This is a genomic window from Spirochaetia bacterium 38H-sp, from assembly GCA_039023545.1.
GTDB lineage: Bacteria > Spirochaetota > Spirochaetia > Winmispirales > Winmispiraceae > Rarispira > Rarispira pelagica.
On the sequence record JBCHKQ010000001.1, the window covers coordinates 235326 to 257243 of the forward strand.

A 21918-nucleotide genomic window follows, 5' to 3' on the forward strand; every position below is an offset into this window, starting at 1 on the left:
TTACACAGCCTCAGAGCTCTTTCTCATCTGCCTGATAATAAGCAGAGTAAGAATGAGACCTGTGACAAAAACAAACCAACCTATAGCAGATGCCGACCCCATTTCCCAGTATCTAAAGGCCTTTGTATATAGATAAAAAACAAGAAAGGACAGACTATTATTCTTACCCATTGTCACATGTCGGGAACCACCTATATTGGCAAGGGCAGCAGGTAGATCAAAAATTCTCAGACCGTATATCAGACCACTTATAAGTTGAAAAAAGATAACAGGTGAAAGAAGAGGAACTGTTATCTTAAAAAACCTCGTCCACCAGCCAGCACCATCCATTGCAGCAGCTTCATAATAAGAACGTGGAAGATTGCTTATACCAGCAAGAAAAATTATCATACTAGCTCCCACTGTCCAAAAATTGACAATAATAACTGTCCATATTCCCATTCTTGTGTCACCAAGCCATTCTATGGCAGGCAGCCCCAGTTTCTTTAATATGAGGTTTATAAGACCATAATTTTCTGTACCAAAAATTGGAGCCATCATAAGGCCCAGTGCAACAGGCATAACAAGAGAAGGCAAATAGAAAACAACTCTAAAAACACGTCTTGCCGGTAAAAAGGGTTCGCTTATGAGGCTGGCAATAAAAAGAGCAAGAAACAGTCCGAGCCCAACTGCAAAAAGCATAAACAGAAGATTGTTTCTTATTGCCAGGAAAAAAACCTCGTCATTCAATAACTCGGTGTAATTATTAAGCCCCACAAACTCGGGAGTACCAAGCAAGTCCCACTTGTTTAAACTGATAAAAAAAGAATAAGCAATAGGGAAAAGCTGCAAGAGGATAAAACCTGCAACCCATGGCAAGATGTAAAATATTCCTTTTCTATTCCTATTCTTTAGTAATGTAGATACATTTGTCTGTTTCATGTTATTTTTCCTAGTTATAATGGGACATAAGGGGGCTCTGCCCCCTCATGCAAAAAATCAGCCAAAAATTTTCTTAATAATCTTATTGCCTTCCTCTTCTATAAGCTGTGCAGCTTCTTCCGCACTAATCCTATCCTGAAGAAAATCAGTAAGAGTGGACTCTGTAAGAGAAGTAAACTCATCCGTAGGAAGCATAGGTCCTGTTATGGCATATGGGAGATCAGAGAAAAATGCCTTGAGCTTTTCATCAGAAGAAGCCTTGATCTTTTCCAGATAATCAGAATTAGCAGGCAAATCCCCTGTCTTGGTGAACTCGGGCTGTCCCTCTCCTGCCATCCAAGAAATAAAAGCCCATGCAGCATCTGTATTCTTACTCCCTCTATATATAGAAAGGAAGTTAATATATCCTATTGTTGCTCTTTTCCCGCCCTTTTCATAGGGGAAAGGAGCAGTGCCAAAATCTATCCCAGCATCCTTAATAGGACCAAAGCCCCAAGGACCAGTCTGCATAAAGGCAACCTTACCAGTAGCTACAGCAGAATCAGGAGTTCCCCAAGGCCCTGCCCACTCGGTAGAATAAGGAGGCTCAAGCCCCTCATCTATAAAAGACTTCATAGCCTTGAGAGCTTTGATACCCTCAGGAGAATTTAAAAGAACCTTTGTAGGACGTGTAAGGTCGTCAACTATCTTACCACCAAACTGTTCAACAAAAGCCTGCCATACCTGCATCCAGTGAAAGTGTACTGCTACCTGTTGATATTCATCACCCTTCTTTATCGAAAGCTTTGCATAAGTCTTTTTAAACTCATCCCATGTCATAGGCTTCTCAGAATCCGGATATGGAAGACCAGCCTTATCAAGCATAGCTTTGTTGTAGATAAGAGATCGCACCCCCACACCAATTGGCATACCATATATTTTGCCATTATACATAACAGCCGGTTTAGTACCCGGTTGCATCCTATCAAAAAGCTCCTTTGCACCGGGAATTTCATCAAGAGCAAGAAAAGCCCCCTTGGTAACATATGGAGAAGACATAATATGAGAAAGAGAAATAACATCAGCAGCATCTCCGCTGACCACAGTTGTCCTTACCTTTTCCCAATAAGCACCCCATGGTAAAAACTCTGTCTCAATATTGACACCCGGATGAGCCTCCATATAAGCATCTACAAGGGCCTGAAAATCCCTTGCTTCCTGAGTACCTGCCCAGCGCGTATACCTTATAGTGCCACCGGAAGACTTATCCTCAGTCCTCCCCTCTGCAAAAGCAAGAGAACCAACAAAACAAACAATAAGGAAAACAAGCAATAACCTATTCATTCCTAACTCCTTTAAAAATAATTTCTCCAAGCTAAGCCTGGAGGTTAGTTTTTTTTACAAAATCTATAATTTCATCCACGTAGCCAAATGCAAGAGCAACTACCGTATCAGCAGCACCGTAATAGATAGCCAGTCTTCCAGTATCAGCATCACAGAGAGTTGCACATGGAAAAACAACATTGGGAACATCACCTACACACTCGTAATACTCTTGAGGAGAAAGAAGATAACTACTTGATCTGTAAAGGACCTTCCACGGCTTTTCCAAGTCCAGAAGAGCAGCACCCATGCTATAGACAAAACCATTACAGGAAGTTAAAACACCATGGTAAATAAGAAGCCATCCCTCGCTAGTCTCTATGGGAGCAGGTCCCGCACCTATCTTGGTGCTCTGCCATGCACTGTCGGAAGACCTTGTACCCATAACAAAACGATGTTTGCCCCAATAACGCAAATCAGGAGACTCGCTATAAAAAATATTCCCAAAAGCAGTATGTCCCGCATCACTCGGCCTATGGAGCATTGCAAAATTTCCCTCAATCTTTCTGGGAAACAGGACACCATTCCTGTTATAAGGCATAAAAGGACTTTCCATCTGATAAAAAGTCTCAAAATCATCCGTATATCCTAGCCCTATACCCGGCCCGTTGTAGCCGTTGCACCAAACCACATAATACCTGTCATCTATCTTAACAACACGCGCATCATACTTATACTCGGATAGAGGAAGCTCATCGTGCTCCGGTACAAAATCTATGGGAGTATCCGCAATCTTCCAATTTATACCATCTGGAGAAAAGCCACGCCTTAGATTCATTCTGCGGGAAGTATCATCCACTCTAAAAACCCCCGCAAAACCATCCTTATAGGGAACAACAGCACTATTAAAAATACTGTTAGCAAACTTAGCATCCGCTCTTGTTACCACAGGATTTTTAGAATAACGCCATACAGGCCACTCAAGCCCAGCCGGTCTATCCTGCCACGGCATATTGGAAAGCGAAGCACCCTTTATCTCATATTTTACGCTCATCAAAACTCCTGAAACCGGTTTCTTTAAAATACACGCAACAACGTTGCTTTCGCTTATTATGATATCACATATCCCCATATTGTCAAGAAAAATATAAACCGGTTTTTATAAATTTTCTATTTTTTTATTTTTTTTATAAAAGAAACTTACAACAAAAGAAACTCATTAGCACATAAATCCATGATACTGATTTCATAAAACATGCCGAACGGCCGGAGTGCGACATCTACTGCCAAATACCCTAAAAAAGGACTGCACTCCGGCCTGCCTACGGCAAATATCACCAATAGCATGGCAGTCTCGCGCTTCTTCTGCCAAAAAACAGCAGGGGATGCCGGAGAATCCCCTGCGTTCGGTCTTTTCTATTTGTATTTATATGCTTGTGCAAAGTCTCTAGTAAGCTGGCTTGCTAGCCATTTTCCCTGCGCACGCGGATCGCCTTTTCTACGCATAGGGCTATTGATTATGAGTGTTTTTCCATCTTTTTCTATTGTATATGTATCGGGGTCATTGAGGTTCATCTGCTCCAAGACGATGCCTTTTCTCAGGTGATGATGGATATAGATTATTGTGCCATCCGGCCTGGTCTCCATAACCATGCCCACATGGGTCAGATAGTCGTCAAAACGCCCGTTGCCATTGGCATCGTATGTATTATCCCAGAATATAAGGTCCCCCGGCTGCGGATACCGGGTTGTATACAACAGATTGCGGTCTTTTAAGATCTCATACAACCGTTTTACGCCATTGCCGCTGTAGTTAGGAAACTCAGCAGAAAGGTCTATTCCTGCTCCGTAATAGATTCCCAAAACCACACCAGTACAGTCTAGATTAAAGTGTCTACCACGCACATCCACAGTGTTTTTGCCAAGAAGCTTCTTTGCTTCTTCTAATAGTTTTCTCTGAATATCCGTAGTGGGTGACGGAAACTCCTGAAAGCTAGCCTTCTTATTACTAAAATGCGATATAATGCTGTTATCCTGTGCGGTTTTACTGTTCTGAGGCGCTATTACGCAAACAGGTTCTTTTGTAGAAACTTGGGACTGGTCAGGCCATTGCCATCCTGCCTTGGAGATGCTTGTACAGGAAGAAAATAAAAGAAGCATAAGAAGAACTATAAGAACTCTGATTTCTCCTTTATAACCCATAAACCTGGCACAGAACCATTGAACTTGTTTTTTTCCAAAAAAGATTTTACTCAATGGCTCTCTTCTCGCTGTTTTTTTCTTCATATAGCCGTCCCCTTTACAGTATCGGCAAAAACTATGTTGATTTCCACACTTGTACAATACATCTGCTTTATCCCAATACGCAAAATATAGCACCAAAAAGCAAAAAAAGCCTCTTCCTCTTAACACTGCGCCTATAATATGATATACAAAGCCCATGCATATAGTATGTCTTGACTTGGAAGGGGTGCTTTTCCCTGAGGTATGGATTGCCTTTGCGGAAAAAACCCGGATAGAAGAGCTGCGACTTACAACACGCGATATAAGTGATTATAGCGTGCTTATGCAGCACAGAATCAAGGTGCTAAGAGAACACAACCTAAAACTAACAGACATACAGGACGTCATATCCTGTATGAAACCACTGGAAGGCGCTGTGGATTTTCTCAACACCCTCAGAGAAAAAACACAGGTTATAATTCTCTCTGACACATTTACACAGTTTGCAAAGCCAATAATGGAGATGCTAGGCTGGCCCACAATATTTTGCAACGAGCTTGAGATAGACCATGACGGTTACGTATGCGGTTTTAAACTAAGACAAGAAGATGGCAAAAAACAGGCTGTCCGTGCATTAAAAAGCCTCAACTACAAAGTCTATGCCTCCGGCGATTCTTACAATGATACCACAATGCTTGCGGAAGCAGACAGAGGCTTCTTCTTCCGACCTCCAGAGAAAATAATAAGCGAGTTTCCAGACTTTCCTGTCGCAAGAGAATACGACGAGCTCCTCAACCTACTAAAACCATACATATCATAGATACCTATACCGAACGCAGGCTGAGCTGAGCATCAGCCTGCTTTTTTAATCTTAGCTCAAGTAAATTCTTTTTTTTATCTCTGCCCATAAGTCATAAAAAGATCTGCTTGCAGGATGGACAGTAGAATAAGCTGGGAGAGGCTTTTTCCTATGGCTCATTTTTTCTATCACGGACGACTCCGGGATATATACAGAAAGAAACTCACCCTGAGCATGATATTCTCTGATAATATCCCTGTGCATCTTTTTTCTGGTATCAACCATTGAGAAAAAAGGTATCAGTTTGCCTGCTTCAAAATTCCCTTCGGAGAAGTAAGCACTTATCTGCATATAACTCCTTAGAGACAAATACGTAGGAATCATAGGAAGAAGTATATAGTCACAGCCAAGAAAAAGATTCTCGGCAAGAAGAGAAAGCCCAGGTGGAGAATCTATAAAAACAACATCATAATTTGCAGCCCCTGATGCTATCTGCTTTTCTATCATATGTCTGGAGTTTTTTAGCTCATCTAGGAGAACATCCAGATTCCTGAGAGAAAAATCCGCTGGAATAATATCCAGATTATCATATCCCGTGACAGTTATAGAGCTATCAAAAGCCTCTCTATGAGAAACAGACTCAGCAGAATCGCTGTCAACCTTGCCGTCCACATCCAGGAAGAAAGAAGCTGCCCCTTGAGGATCAAGATCCCACAATAATGTTTTTAATCCCTCCTTTGCAGAAAGAAAAGCAAGATTTACGGCAATAGTGGATTTTCCCACACCACCCTTAGAATTGTAAAGTGCACAAACCTTCATACATCTCCCCCTTACTTTAATATAAAATGTGATTTTACATGCAGAATAAACTCTCTCGCCTCTTTATAACTTAACTTTTCGCAAAGATTGTAAAGATTGCCTTCTTTTATCGTATGCTTCTTATCTCCTGGATCCTGATAAGTCACTATGGGCTGGGTTACCATACCCATAATCTCCTCTCTGCTCATACCTGCCTCCAGCAAGAACCTGGCAAAAGAGATATCCTCAAGGTCAAACTGTAGATCCTTTTCCTTATACAGATACCCAGCTGCATCAAGTATCTGCTCCAATGGCCCTTTGGTTATATGTATAAGCCTGCTTAGAGCCATACCTTTTCTGAGAAAACCGGCTTGATGCATTTTTTCCTTCATATCCTCTGCAAGCTTAAAAAGCCGCTCAGGATCCAACGTAGTCCTAAACATAAGAACAGCTATATCTGTATTTCTGTTGTTCTTATGCATAAGAGCGGGAATATCGTAGTTTACTATATAAGTATCCATGTACTTTTTTATTGTTTGCCCGTGTACAGACAGAACATCCTCCATAGGGACCCAAATGTTAAAGAGTTCCTCCGGCTCCATTTTAAAATATCTCAATGCTTCAAAAGCCCCTATTACATTTGCCTCGTCCGCATTAATCCCAAAATGTTTTTTAAACATGATTTTCATATGAGGAGTAAAATATTTCTTGCCATGTGTAGCAAATATAAGCTTGGTTCTATAATGACGCTCTACTATATGTCTTTCTACTATAAACTCACCCGGAATATTTGCCATATAAATAAGCTTGAGATTCTCTTTATACTCCGGCACAGAATTAATCATCTTAAGAGCCATGCTCTCTATGGTAACACCGTTGGATTCCGGTCTAAGATAAAAGAAAAAATCATAATCATCAGGATTAAAAGAAGGACCTTTATAGGGTATCAATACAGACGGATACGAGGAGGTAAAAAGTTCTTTGGCCTCTATGTTCATGTTGTTCCCCCTTTCTATTATAAGTTATAACTATTTTTTATTACCAGTTAATTTTTATTTTGCTTGCTTTTTTATTGACTTATTCTATATAAGGGTTGATACTGTTTACATAGCAGTGTTTTGCGGAGTCTCTGCAGATAAGTACTGTAATCTTTTCTATAATAAGGAAAAAAGGAGTTATCATGAGCGAATCCATGGTTGATTTTTCTGCTGACAACATAATGGAGGTTTTTACAGGTCTAGGATACAACTGCGCCCCACAAGAAGGCGGATTTCTTGCAACTCAAAAGGGCCAGTGGAATCTTCTGGCACTAATTGCAGCACAATACGATGAGCTTCAGCTTGTAACATATTTTACTTCCAAAAAGGGTAATGACAGAACAAAACTTATAAATGCAGTAAATGAATACAACAGAAAAACCACTCTCACCACCTGCAAGGTAGATAATGAAGGCAATGTCTATGTTTCTAGAACACTCCCTTGCAGAGGAGGCGTACCACGGACACAACTTATCCAACTTATAAAAGAAGGGGATTCCGAGGTTAACACCTTTGGCCCTCCGATTCTCGGAGAATTTGTAGAATAGGTCTTGTGTATTTTTGATTACTCCGGCTAGAATCATCTAAACGGAGGTGTTGCTGTGAAAAAGCTTGTTTATCTCTTTGTTCTCTTATGCTTAGGTGTATTTTCTGCATTTGCAAAACCTATGGGAGAAAAAAAAGAAGAAGCCTATAGCATGGAAAATCCTGTTAGCATAGATGTTGCAATAGGCAGTAACGATGACAAATCTGTAGAGATATTTCTCGTAAACAAAACGGATTATATTATGCTCTACATGTACATCAAGACTTCTTCCGATACCGATTGGGGTAGTGATATTTTTGATGGAAATATTGCACTCAAAGCCAGACATATCGCATACATCAATCTCAAGGGAATAGAAAGCGGAGTTTTTGATTTTAAGGCAGTGGACCAGCATGGTAGTGTTTATATAATAAAAAATGTAAAACTGCCTACCGAGAATGATGAGCCTGTTATACTTGATATGTTTGCCTTTGAACCAGAAGAAAGTCCATAAGCTTTTTATTTTTTCTTATGGTTTTTTTTAAAACTTTTGTCTAATATGTCTGTATGGATAAGAGAAGACTCGGAGGACTTTTTGCAATAGTTTTTGCTGTTGTCTTATGGGGTGTTTCCTTTGTATCCACTAAGATTGTGCTTTCTTACATGGGCCCGTTGTTTCTCGCTTTCTTGCGTTTTGCAGTAGGACTTGTTGTTATTTTCCCTTTTCTTCTTTTAAAGCGTTTAAGCATCAGAGTTTCCTCAAAGGATATGCTTTTTCTTGCCATGGGAGGAATAACAGGTGTCACTCTTTATTTTTACTTTGAGAATACCGGGCTTGTTTATATGCCAGCCTCAGATGCTTCTCTTATCGTGGCTTTTATTCCTGTGATATCGGCTATTATCGAGTCTCTTGTCTATAAGAAAAAGTTATATCCGTCCGACAATGCGGGCATCATTCTCTCCATGTGGGGTGTTTACTTTGTAGTGCGAGAGGGACTTAGGCTGACGAGTTCTCCTATTGGTTATGTCCTCATGGTTCTTGCTGCTCTGAGCTGGATTGCTTACAGCTTTCTTTCTCGTCCATTTTCCGGAAAAATCAATGGTCTTGTGATGGTGTTTTGGCATTTTTTCTGGGGTACTCTTGCATTTTTGCCTTTTTTGCATTTTGAGCCTTTGAAAATTATGAATTTTTCTTTTTCTTTCTGGTTTAATTTTTTGTTTTTATCTGTGGGCTGTTCTGCTCTTGCTTATATTGCCTATCAACATGCTCTTTCTGTTCTCGGTGTTACGGTCAGCAATGTTTTTATCAATCTAATTCCTTTTATTACTGTTCTTACAGCTGTGATTTTTCTTGAGGAGTCTTTTACTGTTATGAAAGCCATAGGCGGTGTTCTTATTATTACGGGTCTTTATCTAACTACAGGCTACAAAAAGAAAAAATATTGAGCTTTTATTGTTTTGCTTTTTAATTGCCGCAGGCAGGTAGAGACCGCACCTTTCTTTCTGCTTCTCTTTATGGCGCGGTCTCTACCGTTCGGTCTAATTTTTGTTTATAATGTCCAGGTTTATTTCACAGGCAGTACATGGCATGCTTATGCCCCAATTTTCTAAAACTTGCGGGTGGATTTCTCCCATTATGCCTATGTTTGCATTTCCTGCTTTTATGATGGCACAGCGGCCCGGAATAAAGCGCGGGTCCGTATACTCCTCGAGTCTGTAGTCTATGCTAAGATAAAAAAGCAGGGCAGAAACTTGTGAGCTAACCAGGTTAAAATCCGCTTTTGCGTCCGCGCTGAGAAAGCCAAGGCTGTTGATAGTGATGCTACCATATGGATCCTCTGCGTTTTTTACAGCTGTTTTGCCTGTTTCAAATATGTTGTGAGGATAGACTGCGTTGCCGCTTGCAGCCTCTGCCGCAAGCAGGCTCGGAAGTATGGATGGACGTACAAACTCATAGTTCTCGGACATGGGGTTGGCTACCTGGATGACGTTCTTGTCATCCGTACACATTTTTTCTATGTAGTCTTTTCTGGAACCAAGGTAGTTAAATATCATCTCCTGAAATCCAAGGCCTATCATGATTTTTTTTACCTGTCTGTTATATTCTTCTGCTTCCGACAGGCGTCCAACTGTAAAATCACGTGGCATCTCGGGAACAAAGTTGTTAATCCCGTATCCAATCATGATGTCTTCCGCTATATCCACAGGATGCAGAAAATCGTTTCTGTATACGGGCGGTTTTACTGTTATCAGGTCTTTTTCTATCTTGTATTCAAGCCCCATTTTTTCCAGAGATTCCCCAATCTCCGGTGTCTTAAACTCCTGTCCCAGCAGTTTTTTAACACTGCCTATATCTATGGATATTTCCTCCTGAAAATAACACGGAGTGCTTACTTCTCTTCCCAGAGGTGTATCATAAGGATATTTTACAGTAACCGGAAGAATCTCAAATCCTGCATCATGCAAATCGCAGGCAACTATATTACATGCCAAAGCAAGGGTTTTGATATCGAGTCCCGTAAGCTCTATAAAAAGATTGCTGTCTCCTATCTCTACCGCTCCCAATCTGGCACTGTTTATGATTGGCGGGAAGCTTAAGACTTCTCCCTGGCTGTCCGTAAGGAATGGATATTTTTTAAAGCCATCCAATATCCAGCCAAAATCCTGCCCTTTGGGATGCTCCTCAAGTATTTTTTTGAGACTAAGTTTTTTATCCATGCCAAGAGGAACAAACTGCGTGGCATCTGGATCTGCTGCAATGTATTTTACGGGATAGCGCAGCATATCCGCACGATATACGCCCATTGCTATGCTCTTTCTCTTCTGTCCGTAGTTCCAGCACAATTTTTCCTGCATCTGGATTATCTCACGGAGCATATCATCATCTATGGGCTCACCTTTGATAACAAAGCCAGCTATATAGGGTCTTATATTTTTTAGCTCTTCTGAGACCTCTATAACTCGTTCTCCTGTATCCTGCTTCTCGTTATACGGCTTAATAAAATCGTATTTACTGCTTGTTTTTGTCCAATAAGAAAGAATTTGTCTTGCAAGACCATAGGTAGACCACAGATCAGGCCTATTGGTATCGTTGAGTTCTATCTTTAAAAGCCCTTCTTCTTCATCCAATCCATCCAGCTCTGCCTTGGCAACTGTAAGTATATCTTCCAACTCCGTGAGGCTGAGTTTTTTTCCCAGTTCGGAGTAAAGTTTTTTCTGCGATATCTCTATCTTAGGCATTATTTGCTCCTTCTTCTCATGCGTACGTTTTCTATATTGTAGGAAAAAAGCTCACGCAAATCGTTGAGACCAAGATGCATAAGAGCCATCCTGTCTATACCCAGCCCCCAAGCAAGAACAGGCACATCTATGCCAAGAGGCTTAGTAACCTCCGGACGAAATATTCCGGAGCCGCCAAGTTCAAACCACCCGAGAACAGGATGTTTGATATGAACCTCCACAGAAGGTTCTGTAAAAGGAAAATAGCCAGGTACATACTTTACCTCAGTAGCACCAGCCACCTCCTCAGCAAACATCTTAAGAAGCCCTAAAAGATTGCGGAAATTCACCTGCTCACCTACTACAATACCCTCTGTCTGATAGAAATCGGACAAGTGAGTTGCATCCACTTGATCGTGGCGGAAACATCTGACAATACCGAAGTATTTGCCCGGTACCTTTGCTTTGGGAAGCTGTTTAGCAGAAAGAACAGTTCCCTGGCTTCTTAAAATCAGCCTGCGAGTAAAATCCCTGTCAAAATCATAATCCCAACCGCGGCTTCCTGTCTCCCAACCATTCTTATGTGTCTCGGCAACATTAGTGAGATATGGCTCAGGTAGCTCCGACGCATGCTGAGGGTCCTTGATATAATAGACATCATGGATATCTCTTGCAGCATGAAACTGCGGCATAAAAAGTGCATCGGAATTCCAGAACTCTGTCTCCACGAGAGGACCATCAAACTCCTCAAAACCGAGACCAACCATCTTATCCTTGACCCATGCAAGATAATCACAATAAGGATTGCTCCTGCCAGGGATAACCCTCTTGGGAGGAATCTGCACATTATATGGGCGGAACGACTTACCCTTCCAAGCACCTGTCTTAAGGAGCTCCGGCGTAAGAGTACCAAGTTCCTCACCGCTTATACCCTGCTTCTCAATCTCCTTCTTAACATCCTCTGCAAGCGGCGTAAGCTCGTGCAGCACAATCTCCTTCTCTACAATCTTAAAAGCCGCATTGGCCGCGCCGCGCTTCTTACTTATCTGACGGATAAGAGAAAGTTCCTCATCACTAAGCTCATCCGCATCCAACGTATTGCTAGATGCGCTCGCCTTATCAACAAGAAACTGCAACTTCTCCACCCTATCCGTAGCAGAAACATCCGCAAGGACAACACGATTCTTATCGTCCATAGAAAGCACACCCTCCTTGCGCAGCTGACCAAAAGCGGATCCTACATCCTTCTGCTCAAGATTGAGTGCCTTACAAATATCGGAAAGAGAATGAGGACCTCTCTCCTCCACAAACTCGATAATCCGTTTCTCAGGAATCCCCTCACTGGCAAAAACACAGCCTAGCTCCGTGAGCTCATATATAGTCTTAGTCCGCCTACTCTTTTCCCTTGCAAGCGACTTAGCAACAAGCCAATTGACAGCCTGATTATACTGACCAACATTAAAACCCAGCCTCTCCTCTGCAGAATCCGGAGACAAAACCTCACCGACCTTAAAAGCCCTAAGCAACCTGACCTCAAGAGGATGAAGCTGTTTGATATCGATTTCCATGCGCTGCTCCATAAAAAAGGGATAAAATATATCAATATAAGAATATGAACTATTGTTACCCTCTATAAGGCTATAGGTCAAGGTATTAACATAGAAACAAAATACATAAAAAAATACCGAACGGTTTTACCGCAGACATCAAGCTAAGAAAAAAGTAAGCTGCGGTAAAACCTGCCTTTGGCAAATAAAAAGCAAAAATCAATCAAACCTGTATTCTTTGACGGATTTGATCTCCAAGACAACATCGACCTGAGCCCTGTACCTATCTCCATAAAAACGTATAACAGGAACAGAACGCAGAGCCACAGTCCCGCTTATAAGCCTAGGTTTATTAAAAACCCTTGCACGCTCATGCTCGCGAACAGCCTGCTTGACAGCCTCCTCAACAGCCTTTTTCCTTGCAGCATACCCCTCAAAAGCAGGAGCAGTACCTATGCCAGATGCAACCTCCAAGTTAGCAGACTGCCAATGCTCATACCAGTGCAGAAAACGCTCTGGCACAGTGTAAGAAATCATAGCATAAAAAACCTTATCCTCAGTCCAAGTCTGCATAACAGAGAGGAAAGGGTCACCCCACTTTATCTCCGCAATAGGCTCTAGGGAAAAAACCTCTTCTATTTTGCGAGTCTTATCATAAGGAACATAGGAAAAAGAAAACCCAAAAACCATACCAGAATAAACCCAGCGTGCCTCCTCCAGAAGAAGCGTGGCTAGCTCCTTCTCCGACATAGAATCAGATGATTCATTGGGAGGAGAAAGAGGAAAAAAACCTACAGAGAACTTACCCTGCAAAAAAATATCTTTTGCAAAGACAGAAAAAGAAACAAACAGTATAAAGACAATATAAAGTATTCTAATGGAAATACTCATCCCTAAAAACCTTTATCGGATTGATTCCGTGTCTTATAAGCAGATAAAGATAAGCAACAAGGAATCCTGCTACATGAGTATAGTGAGCTACATTGCCACCTGTACCGGAAAAAGCATAAAAAAGCTCAAGAGCAGTATAAAGCAAAACAAGAACAGGAGCAGGCACGGGAAGTATGAAAAACACAAGAATCTGGGATCTTGGGAAAAAGGTTGCAAAAGCAAGCATAACACCAAACAGTGCTCCTGAAGCACCAAGAAGAATAACACCATAATAACCCAAAGCAATAAAATAAAAAAATGATAGAAGACCTGATAAAAAGCCGGTAAGCAGATAAAAAAGCAAAAACTCTCTGCTCCCCATAGCTCTCTCTACCTGATATCCAAAAAGAAGAACACCGAGCATATTAAAAAAAATATGATTAAAATTGGCATGCTCAAACATATAAGTAAAGAACTGCCACACATAGCCTTTGAGCACTGCTCCCGGAATAAGAGAAAGATAAAATTTAGAAACAGGAACAATATTGCCAATAAAATAAAACATCAGGTTAAACCCGATGATATACAACGTTGCATTAAAAAACTCGTACTTAAAAGGTCTGCGCAAAAAACGTAAATTCATGAATAGAAATGTAAGACTAAGAAGTCCTTTGGTCAATGGTTTACACGCTTAAAGAATACCTATAAGAATATAGTCATGAAATGGGACGATGATTACTACACACAAAAAGCAAAAAAAGATGGCTATCCCGCACGCTCTGTATACAAGCTCATGGAGATAGATAAAAAGTATAAGATTATAAAACAGGGATATACAGTGCTGGACATAGGGGCTGCGCCGGGAAGCTGGAGCAAATACATCCTTACAAAAATAGGAAAAAGCGGAAGGCTTCTGTCTATAGACCTCAACAGGCTGGAAATAAAAGAAGACAGCAGAATGGAAGCCCTGCAAGGAGATATATACAGTAAGGAGATACAGGATAGGATAGCAGAATACGGTCAGTTTGACCTTGTTGTAAGCGACATAGCCCCAACAACAAGTGGCAACCGCAATCTAGATACAGCACGATCAGAAGCACTTGTGGAAGAGGTCATAGGATTTGCAGAAAAATATCTAAAGACAGGAGGAGATTTTGTTGCCAAGCTTTTTCAGGGTCCGGGAAGACAGGCAATCATGGATCGTATCAGGGCAAACTGGACAAGCGCACATTTTTTTAAGCCACAGGCAACGAGAAAACAGTCTTTTGAAGTATTTATAATAGGCATAGGTAAAAAATAGATTTTTAATTTTATGACAGAGGCTTTACTCATCTTTTCCCCACATGGAAGCAGTACGGGATGAGCTGGCGAATCCCGTACGTTCAGTTAAAAAATAAATAGGTTTAACAGGGATTTTCTTTTTGTCAACTTGTACGCTTTCGTAAAAAAATGTTACACTTGACGGATGAAAAGAGTGGTCTTTTTACTCCTGCTTCTGGTCTTGTTTTTTTCTTCTTGCAGAGTAATCGAGCCAGTGGGAAAAACTGAGTTTGTTTTAGGAACGGTCTGCACTATAAGCGTATACGATAACACAAAGAAGGCAAGTCAGGCCATAGATGAGGTTTTTGCAGCTTTAAAGGAGCTGGAGAAGAAGCTGTCCGCCAATGATGAGTCCAGCATGATAAGCAGGATAAACAAGTATGCTTACAGTAGGGATGTCTCAGCGGATGAGGAGACTGCATTTATTCTTAAGAAAGCAATGGAATATGCAGAAAAGTCCGGCGGCGCTTTTGATCCGGCAATTGGGGCTATTGTAAAATTGTGGAACATTGGCACGGAGGATGCAAGGGTACCAAGTGAAAATGAGATAGAAAAATTACTGCTATCCGCGGATTACCAAAATATAAACATAAGGGAAACCAGCATAAGACTGCTAAATCCAGATACAAGGATAGATTTGGGCGCAATTGCAAAGGGATATGCCAGTGATATTGCAAGGGATATTCTCAAGAAGAATGGCATAACCAGAGCGATAATAGATCTTGGCGGGAATATCTATGCCATGGGAAAAAGGCCCACAGGTGAGGAATGGCGCATAGGTATACAGGACCCACGAGGAGATAAGGGAATATATATAGGGATTGTACACGTAAGCGATATGGCTGTTGTTACATCCGGAGATTATGAGAGGTTTTTTACAGTCAATGGAAAAAGATATCATCACATAATAGATCCTACCTCAGGTTATCCTGCAGAAAATGGTCTTCTTAGTGTGTCCGTCATATCAAAGTCAGGGATAGATGCGGATGCGCTTTCTACAACTCTTTTTGTTCTTGGCGCAGATAAAGGAAAGGATTTTATCAAAAAATATGCAAAGGATGCTGAGGCAGTATTTATAACAACAGACAGGAGAATAATCACAACAGATGGTCTTAAGGATATTCTTGACATAACAACAACGAATTACCAGCTGGGAAAATAGGCCTTAGAAGCTACCGGCATCCACAGTTCTCTCGATGTCCTGTCCTGTGATTCTTACAAAAATGCGGTTAGGCAGGCAGGCAACCCACTGGCCAGGGCTGCTTATCCTGCCCATAGCAATGCAAAGTTTATCCGGACAGGGCGATTCTATTATGCGGGCATAACCGTCTTCTATCTTTATAAGAGTTTCCCCTAAGGGTCCGGAAACAGATATCTCTCTGTTATCATCAAGAGGATAAAGAAATGAGCCTTTTTCTGACTCTATGTGCACAAGCTTTTTCCCGGAGTTATCAAGAGAGAGAGAATATACGGAGAACACAACAATGCAGAAGGCCAGAGCAACCACAAAGATATCCATAACCGTAAACTGGAGAGAAAAAGCTCTGTCCACCTATGCCTCCAACTCAAAAACAGCAAGAAAAGAAGAGGGAAAAGAGGAAATAACAAGCTCCCTTACCTCTTCAAAGCTTGTAAAAAAGAAACCCTGCCAACCATGATGTCTTTCAAAAAACATGCGGATGGCCTCAATGGCACCTTTTCTGCGCATACTATCAAGGGATTCGAATGGCTCATCAAAGATAAGCACACCATCTTCCACGAGACCCGCTCTGTCCGCGGTAAGCTCTGCAAGTCCCAGCCTTGCAGCTAGGAAAAAAGCTGCCTGCGTTCCTTTGGACAATAGGCTTATTCCTCTGTCACAGGATGTTGCGTCTTCTACAATGATATCCGTTATATTAAGAGAATCTATCCTTATGTCCCTTTTATCGCCAGTTATGGCAGAAAAATAAGGAACCATTTTCTCCACAATAAGGCCAAAATCGCTTGCAAGCTCATCCCGTATGGCAGAAAAAACAGAACCAGCTATTCTATAGGCCTCCACATCTTTTTTCATCTCTTCAAGCTCGGAATTGAGTCTAGCAAGTTCTTTCTTATCCTGCTCAAGCTGCATCATCAGCCTCATATTGCTTGAGCTGTAAAGCTCTCCCTTTATACGGGACAACGAGATGTCAATGCTGTTAATTTCACTCTCAGAGTCTGCAATGGCCTTCTGCACCCTTGCGTACTCAGCATTTAGCATTTTTTTTGCCATATCATCCAATTCTTCGGCAGGGAGTTCTTTTTCAAGCATATCACACTCTGACATAAGCCGAGTGGTAAGCTCCTCATTACTTCCTGCCTTATATTCTTCTCTGAGCTTGGCAAGTACTCTTCTGTCCTCATCCAGCTCCCGCCTTTTCTCATTTGCCATCCGCTCCCTTTCTCCCAGGGCTGATGAGTTCTCCACACCACTTTTAATTCTCCAAGAATCATAAGCGCGTCTTGAGTCGGTAAGTTGTGTCTGCACAAGAAAAAGCTCTCCAGACAATTTATTTTTTTCATTCTCCAGTCCGACAAGTCGTTCTTCTTGTTCTCTGAGAGAAGAAGAAAGTCCATACATCTCGCTATCCAATTCCGTAATAAGCTGTCCCAGTTTGCCGGATAGATTTCTTGCACTTAGAAAAGTTTTTTTATAAAAAAAACCGTATAAAAATGATGTTGCAAAAAGGCTACCTCCAGGTATGGCGACAAGTAAACCAGATAAAAAAGAATCAAGCCCAGAAAAAGGCAACATAAGGAAAATACCAACAAGCAGGATACCTATCCCTATAATCCCGCCAATAGTGGAAAAACGTAGTCTTAAGACACAGTCGCGCAGCTCCGCAATAAGCTCTTTTTTTGCGGATATCAGCTTTCTCTTTTCTTCTGACAACCTCCGAGCATTCTCCATATTCTTCTCGCAGTCTTCCAGCCTGAGCCTTGTCCTGTACTCTTCTTGTTCCAACTCTCTAATCCGTTCTTCCAAATCCTTTCCCTCACGCATCAAACTGCCATAGTTAGTCATAGAAACAAGCTCAGCTTCCTTATTTTTTACCTTATTTATCCTTTCAAGATAAGAACGTATGCGCTTGTAGTCATCAAGTTTTCTTTGTCCCTCAATCCTTTGCTTAAGCTCATTTTCCTTTTCCTTGAGTTTCACAAGCTCTTCTTCCAGCAGGTGTTTTTTCTCCGCCAGTTTCTTTGACTCTGAAGATTTTTTTGCTTCGTTTTCTACTACAGCTGAATTCTGACTTATCCTCTGCTTAAGCTCCATTATCTCTGTCTGTTTTTTAAAAAAATCCTTACCAGCTTTATAATTCTTTTTATCTATTGCAACCTTAGCAGCTAAAGAATCAACAAGCTTATCCAGATTGACTTCGTTATTAAAAACAGCATCCTGTATCCATCTGGCAAGTTTGCCCTTATTACTCTTGCTATCTAGGCTCATCACCACACTGCCGGAACGTATTGCAAACACATTAGCAAGAGCATCCAGATCTATATAGCCTGTCTTTCCCTTTGCAGAAAGCTCAGTACTCTCATAACGGCCAAGGTATGTCTTGCCAGGATTCTTATCCGCAAGTACGCAAAAAAGTGCATCAGCCAATGTTGACTTACCTGCCTCGTTTTTGCCAAAAAAAAGATTAAAGTCTTTAAAATCAAAGCCTTTATTCTCAAACTTACCGAACTTCTTTAAAAAAAGACTATCCAAACTCATTGGGAAAGCTCCTGTTTTAGCTCAAGCAAGCCCTTTAGAAGGGCACGATTCCATGTGTCTTTATCATATTTGTCTTTTATATCATCCATTTTTTTAAGAAACAATTTTACGATTCTGTACTCCGACATCTTGCTCAGATAATCCACATTATCATCTATATCCAGCTTTCTCACTCTCCCTGCAAAAAGCTCCTCTATCTTCTTTTTAAACTCAGAAGCAGCCTGCATATTGTCCATGATTCCATCCAGCCTTATGGTAAGATAATCGGATAGAGAAAGATCTGTATCAGCAAGAGAAAAAATATCATCTGCGCCAGCAATAACAGAAAGTTCCTTCCATTCGCCTGCCTCATCAAGAAAAACTCTCTCTACCTCCACAGAAGTTCCAAGGCTTACCCTCATACATGATCTTTTTCCGGATTCCCCCTTGCGCCAAACACGGGAAGAACCTGGATAACAAAGCACACAACCATCTTTCTTTTGATAAAAAGCAGAATGAATATGTCCCAGTGCCGCATAGTCCGCACTCACAGCCTCTAAGACAGAAGGAGAAATAACAGCAAAATCATCCTCATTGGAAAAAAACTCATACATCCCGCCAAGAGTACCATGAGACACAAAAACACGCTTCTTGCCAGAAAAGTCCGGCACAGCCGCAGCATCAAAAGAAGAATCCCCCGGATAGAAAGGAAGAACAACAAACTCCGTATCCAGGCTGTCAGGACTTATAACAGAGAGTCCAGGCTCACTGACAAAAAACACATTATCTGCAGGCAAAAACTCAGAAAAAGAATGCTTCCCTTTTTCCAGATACTCATGATTACCAGCACAATAGATAACAGGCCTGTCATAAGAAGCAAAAAGCCCCATAACAGGCTTCCATAAGGCACTCATATCAGAAAAAGAATCAAACAAATCACCTGCAATCACAATCGCATCGCAGGAAGATGCCGCATTTATAATCTCATTGAGAATAGACATAGAATAATCGCGTTCTTTCTCGGAGACATGCAAATCCGCAAAATGCAGCAAAGCCAAATTTTTCATAGCATAAGAATATAACGTAAAAGACTTATTATCAATCGTATACTCGGATTGCCTATATCAAGCATATCGTATATATTTATCATATCTTTATCACAGGAGGCCAAAAATGGCATACGTGATATCAGACGACTGCGTTTCCTGCGGGGCATGCATGAGTGAGTGTCCTACTGACGCAATCAGTGAGGGCACACCCTACGTAATAGATGCAGAGAAATGCATCGACTGCGGTTCCTGCGCAGAAGTCTGCCCCTCAGAGGCTATAAGCCCTGGAGAATAAAAAAGAGCCGCCTTAAAGGCGGCTTCTTTTATATAAAGACCGAACGGGAGACCCGCAAAGCGACTCTCCCTGCCTCCGGCAGAAAAAAAGGCCTGGCCGCATAAGCGGGCAGGCCGTTCGGTATAAAAATGCCCAGGGGGGGACTTGAACCCCCACGAGCGAAATGCTCACTAGAACCTGAATCTAGCGCGTCTACCAATTCCGCCACCTGGGCAGGTGAAATAAAGTATGCAGAAAAAATATCACTATGTCAATTACAGCTTCTCTTGATTTTAAGAGGCTCTACGCGTAAGCTATACAGGTTTTAGGAGTGCAGATGAGAGTTTTATTCATAGCAGAAATAGTCGGAAAAGAAGGCGTATACTGTGTAAAAAACATTCTTCCTGGCCTGACAGAGGAGCTCAATACCGACTTTGTCGTTGCAAACGGAGACGGAGCAACAGGTGGGCTTGGCATAGGCAAAAGCCATGCAATATACCTTAGAAAACTGGGAGTAGATGCAATAACTGGCGGAGACTGGATTTTTTATAAAAAAGACATGGTGGAGCATATAGATAAAGCCCCATATATACTAAGACCGGCCAATTTCCCGCCAGAAGCACCGGGAAGGGGCTACTTTGTATTTAAAAAAGAAGAAAAAACACTTGCTGTTGTAAGTCTGATAGGACAGTCAGGATTCAACCGAATACATGGCAGCAATCCTTTTACATACCTGCCAACCATAATAGAACGCGTAAAAAACCAAACCCCGCATATAATAGTGGACTTTCATGCCAATACAACAGCAGAAAAATACACCATGTTTCACATAGCAGACGGACTTGCTTCGGCAGTGATAGGCACAGGCACAAGAGTACCCACAGCGGATGCACATATAACCAAGGGCAAAACAGCAGTCATCTGTGATGCTGGCAGAACAGGCAGCCAACAGAGTGTACAGGGCTTTGAACCAGAAGCAGAAATATACAAGCTTGTAAACGCACTGCCCGCAAGAAACCACACAACATGGGAAAAACCGGCACTAAGAGGCATACTAGTAGAAACAGACGCGGAAGGAAGAGCAATAAATATTGAGACAATATACAGAGAATGCACCCCTCCAACGGAGAATGAGCATTGAGATATATCTGCTATTTCTTGGCCTTTGAAGCTAGCTTATTTATTACAACAGGAATATCCTCGAGAGGAAGCTCCATATGTAGGACACCCAGCTCACTGGCAGCTCTTGGCATACCATAGACCACACAAGATTCCTCGTCCTGACCTATAGTTATACCGCCCTGTCTATAGACCTCACCTATCATCCTAGCTCCGTCCCGCCCCATACCTGTCATAATCACAGAAATACTTCTGTTCTGGTATATTCTTGCAACAGACTCAAAAAGTACATCTGCAGAAGGCCTGTGACCATTTACAGGAGGGTCTTTGGAAAGTCCTACAAAAACCTCAGAGCCCCTCTGCTCTGCAAACAGATGATAATCTCCTGGAGCTACATACACATGTCCCGGTTCTAGCTTATCTCCGTTAACAGCCTCCGTAACTGTTACTGCACAATGGCGGTCAAGACTCTCTGCAAACTCCTTAGTAAAACCAGGAGGCATATGCTGCACAAGAAGCACAGGCAAAGAGAAGTCCTCATCCAATTTGCTAAGCAAAAACCGCACCGCACTTGGCCCTCCTGTAGAAACACCTATGGCAAGCACCTCCGGGATATCCGGCTTTCTTAGCGGAGTTATGGACTCCTTTTTTTGCTTAATCTTCGGACTTATGGAGATAAACCCCAGCTCCTGCCCGGAAACAACACGGCTTACAGGAGGAGCCGTTTCTGCCATCCGTCTTGGTGGGGCAGTCATTTTGTTAAAAGCAGCATCACCTCTTTGCCTTCTGTACTTCCTGCCATACCCTCTTACCATCTCCTGCAAAGTCTCCGCAACTACATGAATATCCGGGGATATGGGACCAGAAGGCTTGGTAATAAAATCACTTGCACCCAGTGCAAGCGCATCCATCGTTATCTTAGCCCCCTTCTCAGCCCGGGAAGAAAGAATTACAACAGGAATATCAATACCGGCTTCTTTTCTCCTGCGGAGAAACTCAAGACCATCGACCTTAGGCATCTCAAGATCAAGAACAATAACATCGGGCTTAAGCTTGGGAATTTTGTCCATCGCAAAACCACCATGCATGGCGGTACCTACGACAATAATATCATTCGTTTCATCAAGGATTTTACTTATAAGACTCCGCATAAGAGCGGAATCATCTACAATCAAGACCTTAATCCTACCCTCAGCCAT

Annotated in this window: 22 protein-coding genes and 1 tRNA gene; 8 read left to right on the forward strand and 15 right to left on the reverse strand. The window is 41.8% G+C overall.

Annotated features, from left to right (window positions below; genetic code table 11):
• The 4 genes from WKV44_00925 to WKV44_00940 form a co-directional block, all read right to left on the reverse strand.
• Positions 1–921, reverse strand: coding sequence for a sugar ABC transporter permease (locus tag WKV44_00925; GenBank protein MEM5947100.1), 921 nt, complete (start codon positions 919–921; stop codon positions 1–3).
• 57 nt (positions 922–978) lie between these two features.
• Positions 979–2244 carry a sugar ABC transporter substrate-binding protein gene (locus WKV44_00930; GenBank protein MEM5947101.1) on the reverse strand — a complete coding sequence of 422 codons (1266 nt, stop codon included), beginning with the start codon at positions 2242–2244 and terminating at the stop codon, positions 979–981.
• Positions 2245–2275: 31 nt separating this feature from the next.
• Positions 2276–3277, reverse strand: coding sequence for a glycoside hydrolase family 130 protein (locus WKV44_00935; protein ID MEM5947102.1), 1002 nt, complete (start codon positions 3275–3277; stop codon positions 2276–2278).
• Between the two features lie 362 nt (positions 3278–3639).
• Positions 3640–4509 carry a CHAP domain-containing protein gene (locus WKV44_00940; protein MEM5947103.1) on the reverse strand — a complete coding sequence of 290 codons (870 nt, stop codon included), beginning with the start codon at positions 4507–4509 and terminating at the stop codon, positions 3640–3642.
• Between the two features lie 154 nt (positions 4510–4663).
• Here WKV44_00940 and thrH point away from each other — a divergent pair, with 154 nt between their 5' ends.
• Positions 4664–5266 (forward strand): bifunctional phosphoserine phosphatase/homoserine phosphotransferase ThrH, encoded by a 603-nt coding sequence (gene thrH / locus WKV44_00945; protein MEM5947104.1) that lies wholly within the window; start codon positions 4664–4666, stop codon positions 5264–5266.
• Between the two features lie 51 nt (positions 5267–5317).
• On the opposite strand, the gene WKV44_00950 is transcribed toward thrH, so the two are convergent.
• A complete protein-coding gene (locus WKV44_00950; GenBank protein ID MEM5947105.1) occupies positions 5318–6064 on the reverse strand; it encodes a ParA family protein in 747 nt (248 codons plus the stop codon).
• Positions 6065–6075: 11 nt separating this feature from the next.
• Entirely contained in the window at positions 6076–7041 is a 966-nt protein-coding gene (locus WKV44_00955) for a hypothetical protein (GenBank protein ID MEM5947106.1), read from the reverse strand.
• A gap of 182 nt (positions 7042–7223) precedes the next feature.
• Between WKV44_00955 and WKV44_00960 the strand changes: the two genes are divergently transcribed.
• From WKV44_00960 to WKV44_00970, 3 genes are read left to right on the forward strand one after another with little or no spacing between them, the layout of a single operon-like run.
• Complete coding sequence (locus tag WKV44_00960; GenBank protein MEM5947107.1) at positions 7224–7628, forward strand: YbjN domain-containing protein; 405 nt, start codon at positions 7224–7226, stop codon at positions 7626–7628.
• A 54-nt stretch (positions 7629–7682) separates the two neighbouring features.
• Positions 7683–8120 carry a hypothetical protein gene (locus WKV44_00965; protein ID MEM5947108.1) on the forward strand — a complete coding sequence of 146 codons (438 nt, stop codon included), beginning with the start codon at positions 7683–7685 and terminating at the stop codon, positions 8118–8120.
• A gap of 53 nt (positions 8121–8173) precedes the next feature.
• A complete protein-coding gene (locus WKV44_00970; protein ID MEM5947109.1) occupies positions 8174–9052 on the forward strand; it encodes a DMT family transporter in 879 nt (292 codons plus the stop codon).
• A gap of 93 nt (positions 9053–9145) precedes the next feature.
• On the opposite strand, the gene pheT is transcribed toward WKV44_00970, so the two are convergent.
• The 4 genes from pheT to WKV44_00990 all read right to left on the reverse strand — a co-directional run bounded on the left by pheT (position 9146) and on the right by WKV44_00990 (position 13885).
• Positions 9146–10846 (reverse strand): phenylalanine--tRNA ligase subunit beta, encoded by a 1701-nt coding sequence (gene pheT / locus WKV44_00975; protein MEM5947110.1) that lies wholly within the window; start codon positions 10844–10846, stop codon positions 9146–9148.
• Entirely contained in the window at positions 10846–12393 is a 1548-nt protein-coding gene (locus WKV44_00980) for a phenylalanine--tRNA ligase subunit alpha (protein ID MEM5947111.1), read from the reverse strand. Before WKV44_00980 ends, pheT begins: the two co-directional genes overlap by 1 nt.
• Positions 12394–12591: 198 nt before the next feature.
• The gene (locus WKV44_00985; GenBank protein MEM5947112.1) at positions 12592–13263 is read right to left on the reverse strand and encodes a hypothetical protein; all 672 of its coding nucleotides are present in this window, start codon (positions 13261–13263) and stop codon (positions 12592–12594) included.
• The gene (locus WKV44_00990; GenBank protein ID MEM5947113.1) at positions 13247–13885 is read right to left on the reverse strand and encodes a rhomboid family intramembrane serine protease; all 639 of its coding nucleotides are present in this window, start codon (positions 13883–13885) and stop codon (positions 13247–13249) included. Before WKV44_00990 ends, WKV44_00985 begins: the two co-directional genes overlap by 17 nt.
• Before the next feature lie 75 nt (positions 13886–13960).
• Between WKV44_00990 and WKV44_00995 the strand changes: the two genes are divergently transcribed.
• Together WKV44_00995 and WKV44_01000 are read left to right on the forward strand one after the other, a co-directional pair.
• On the forward strand, positions 13961–14542 hold the full coding sequence (locus WKV44_00995) for an RlmE family RNA methyltransferase (GenBank protein MEM5947114.1): 582 nt from the start codon (positions 13961–13963) through the stop codon (positions 14540–14542).
• A 165-nt stretch (positions 14543–14707) separates the two neighbouring features.
• A complete protein-coding gene (locus tag WKV44_01000; GenBank protein ID MEM5947115.1) occupies positions 14708–15724 on the forward strand; it encodes an FAD:protein FMN transferase in 1017 nt (338 codons plus the stop codon).
• A gap of 3 nt (positions 15725–15727) precedes the next feature.
• On the opposite strand, the gene WKV44_01005 is transcribed toward WKV44_01000, so the two are convergent.
• From WKV44_01005 to WKV44_01015, 3 genes are read right to left on the reverse strand one after another with little or no spacing between them, the layout of a single operon-like run.
• Entirely contained in the window at positions 15728–16114 is a 387-nt protein-coding gene (locus WKV44_01005; GenBank protein ID MEM5947116.1) for a NusG domain II-containing protein, read from the reverse strand.
• Positions 16115–18298, reverse strand: coding sequence for an AAA family ATPase (locus tag WKV44_01010; GenBank protein ID MEM5947117.1), 2184 nt, complete (start codon positions 18296–18298; stop codon positions 16115–16117).
• Entirely contained in the window at positions 18295–19344 is a 1050-nt protein-coding gene (locus tag WKV44_01015) for a metallophosphoesterase family protein (GenBank protein ID MEM5947118.1), read from the reverse strand. Before WKV44_01015 ends, WKV44_01010 begins: the two co-directional genes overlap by 4 nt.
• A gap of 70 nt (positions 19345–19414) precedes the next feature.
• Between WKV44_01015 and WKV44_01020 the strand changes: the two genes are divergently transcribed.
• Positions 19415–19621, forward strand: coding sequence for a 4Fe-4S binding protein (locus WKV44_01020; protein ID MEM5947119.1), 207 nt, complete (start codon positions 19415–19417; stop codon positions 19619–19621).
• A gap of 129 nt (positions 19622–19750) precedes the next feature.
• Here the strand turns inward: WKV44_01020 and WKV44_01025 are convergent.
• Positions 19751–19835, reverse strand: a tRNA-Leu gene (locus tag WKV44_01025).
• A 102-nt stretch (positions 19836–19937) separates the two neighbouring features.
• On the opposite strand from WKV44_01025, the gene WKV44_01030 reads away from it, so the two are divergent.
• Positions 19938–20741, forward strand: coding sequence for a TIGR00282 family metallophosphoesterase (locus WKV44_01030; GenBank protein ID MEM5947120.1), 804 nt, complete (start codon positions 19938–19940; stop codon positions 20739–20741).
• Between the two features lie 10 nt (positions 20742–20751).
• Here WKV44_01030 and WKV44_01035 read toward each other — a convergent pair whose 3' ends face one another.
• Entirely contained in the window at positions 20752–21918 is a 1167-nt protein-coding gene (locus WKV44_01035) for a chemotaxis response regulator protein-glutamate methylesterase (protein ID MEM5947121.1), read from the reverse strand.